General features: G+C 24.8%; 2 protein-coding genes. Both read left to right on the top strand.

Annotated elements, in window-relative coordinates; genetic code table 11:
- The first annotated feature begins 535 nt into the window (after nucleotides 1–535).
- Nucleotides 536–1726, top strand: a complete 1191-nt coding sequence (coaBC, locus tag ACWYO2_RS05770; protein ID WP_455515529.1) for a bifunctional phosphopantothenoylcysteine decarboxylase/phosphopantothenate--cysteine ligase CoaBC — start codon at nucleotides 536–538, stop codon at nucleotides 1724–1726.
- 49 nt (nucleotides 1727–1775) lie between these two features.
- Nucleotides 1776–2341: tRNA 2-thiocytidine biosynthesis TtcA family protein (locus ACWYO2_RS05765; RefSeq protein WP_455515528.1), on the top strand; the 566-nt coding region annotated here is incomplete at its 3' end.

Raw genomic sequence — 2341 nt, 5'->3', positions numbered from 1 at the left:
TGCAAAATTATTCTATAATTGATGCAGCTACAATAGGGGCATATTTACATGGTTATATAGCTGATGAATTGAAAAAAGAGAACTACATTATAACTCCATCAGAGCTTATAAAAAATATACCGTATTATATGAATAAATTATTAAAATAAACTAGAGTTAGAGCTCTAGTTTTTTTTATTTAAATAATTAAAATTAAATTAAACTTAAAAACTATTTTAAAATCTACTTTTAAAATGGTTTTTTTTTAACAAAATTATAATTTTAATCTAATTTTAATAAATAAATTATTTTATTTTTTAATTAAATAAACCTAAATTAGTTTAAGTGTATAACGTGAATATGTGCCAAAAATTTATTTGGTGCATTTTTTTGAAAAACACCTTAAATAATAGTCTTTTTAAAATGAACACGTAACTTTTCTCGAGAAAATAAGGAAATGTGAAAAAGAAGTAAAATGTGAATAACGGTTTTTTAAACTTGTTGAAGAAGAAGTGAAATTATAGTATAATATTACAAAAAGTAAGGAGGAGATTTTGTGAAAAAGATACTATTAGGTGTTACTTCAGGTATTGCATGCTATAAAGCCTTAGATTTAACTTCTCAATTAACTAAAAAAGGATATAACGTTACTGTAATGATGAGTGATAATGCTAAAAAATTAATTTCTCCATCATTATTTCAAACAATATCTAAAAATAAAGTATATTATGAAAATTTTGAGAATGATGAAATTGATGTATACCATATTGAGTTAATTAAAAATAATGATTTAGTCGTGATCGTACCCGCAACTTTAAATATAATAGGTAAATTAGCTAATGGAATTGCTGACGATTTTATTTCAACTTGTTTATCCGCCTCTAACCCAGATAAAACTTTGATTTTTCCGGCAATGAATACAAGAATGTATACAAACCCAGTAAATAATCATAATATGAAAAAATTAAAAGAATTTGGTTATAATATAATAGAAGCTGATTCAGGTATATTAGCTTGTGGTGATACCGGTATAGGCAAGCTACCTAAAATAGAGAAAATTATAGAAAGTATTGAATATCAACTTGAAAGTAATGAAAAACTTAAAAATAAATCAATATTGATAACAGCTGGAGGTACACAAGAATATATAGATCCAGTAAGAACAATTACAAATCATTCTAGTGGTAAAATGGGTATAGCACTTGCAAAACAAGCAAAATTAATGGGTGCCAATGTAACATTAGTCATAACTAATAAAACTATAGATATTCCAACTTATATTGATAATGTTATATATGTAAAAACTGCACAAGAAATGCTAAATATTGTAGATAAAGAAAAAGAAAATTGTGATACAATAATTATGGCAGCTGCTGTATCAGACTTCAAAGTAAAAAATTATAGTAAAGAAAAAATAAAAAAACAAGATTTAAAAGATGATTTAAAAATAGAACTCGAACTTAACAAGGATATTTTAAGTGAATTATCAAAAAATATTGAAAGAAAATATATGCTTGTAGGTTTTGCTGCAGAAAGTCAAAATTTAATAGAAAAAGCAAAACTTAAATTAAAGAAAAAAAAATTAGATTTTATAATAGCTAACGATATTTCTGATTCGAACATTGGATTTAATTCAGACTACAATAAAGTAACGATAATAGATAAAAATTTAATTGAATACGATTTAAAATACAATACAAAAGATATAATTGCTAAAAACATTTTAGAGACTATTTTTAAGATATAATACAACGTCCGATAATGTATCTTATGTATATTTTGTGAAAGGAGGAATTATGTTCTTAGGTGATACAAACTGCCCTATAATCATTCCTGATAATCCTATTAGGAATTTAGTGGATATAGAAAAAAGTATACAAAAAAAATTTAGATTAACTCTTTGGGCACCTTTTATTAAAGCACTAAAAGAATTTCAACTTGTACAGGAAAATGACAAAATTGCTGTTGCTATTTCAGGTGGTAAAGATTCATTATTGCTAGCTAAATTATTTCATGAACTAAAAAGAGCTTCTAACATTAATTTTGAAGTTGTTTTTATAGCTATGAATCCAGGATTTAACAAAAGAAATTTAGATAATTTAAAATTTAATTTAAAACACTTAAACATTGATTGTCATATATATAATGATAATATATTCGAAATAGCCGGTAATATAGCTAAAGACTATCCTTGTTTTATGTGTGCAAAAATGCGTCGTGGTTCTCTTTACACTAAAGCAACAGAATTAGGATGCAATAAACTTGCTCTAGGTCATCATTTAGATGATGTTATTGAAACTACTCTAATGTCACTGTTTTATATGAGTAAATATGAAACTATGCTCCCAAAATTAAAGTCCGA

This window comes from Pseudostreptobacillus sp. (assembly GCF_977040545.1).
This window is presented reverse-complemented; position numbering and strand designations above follow the sequence as displayed.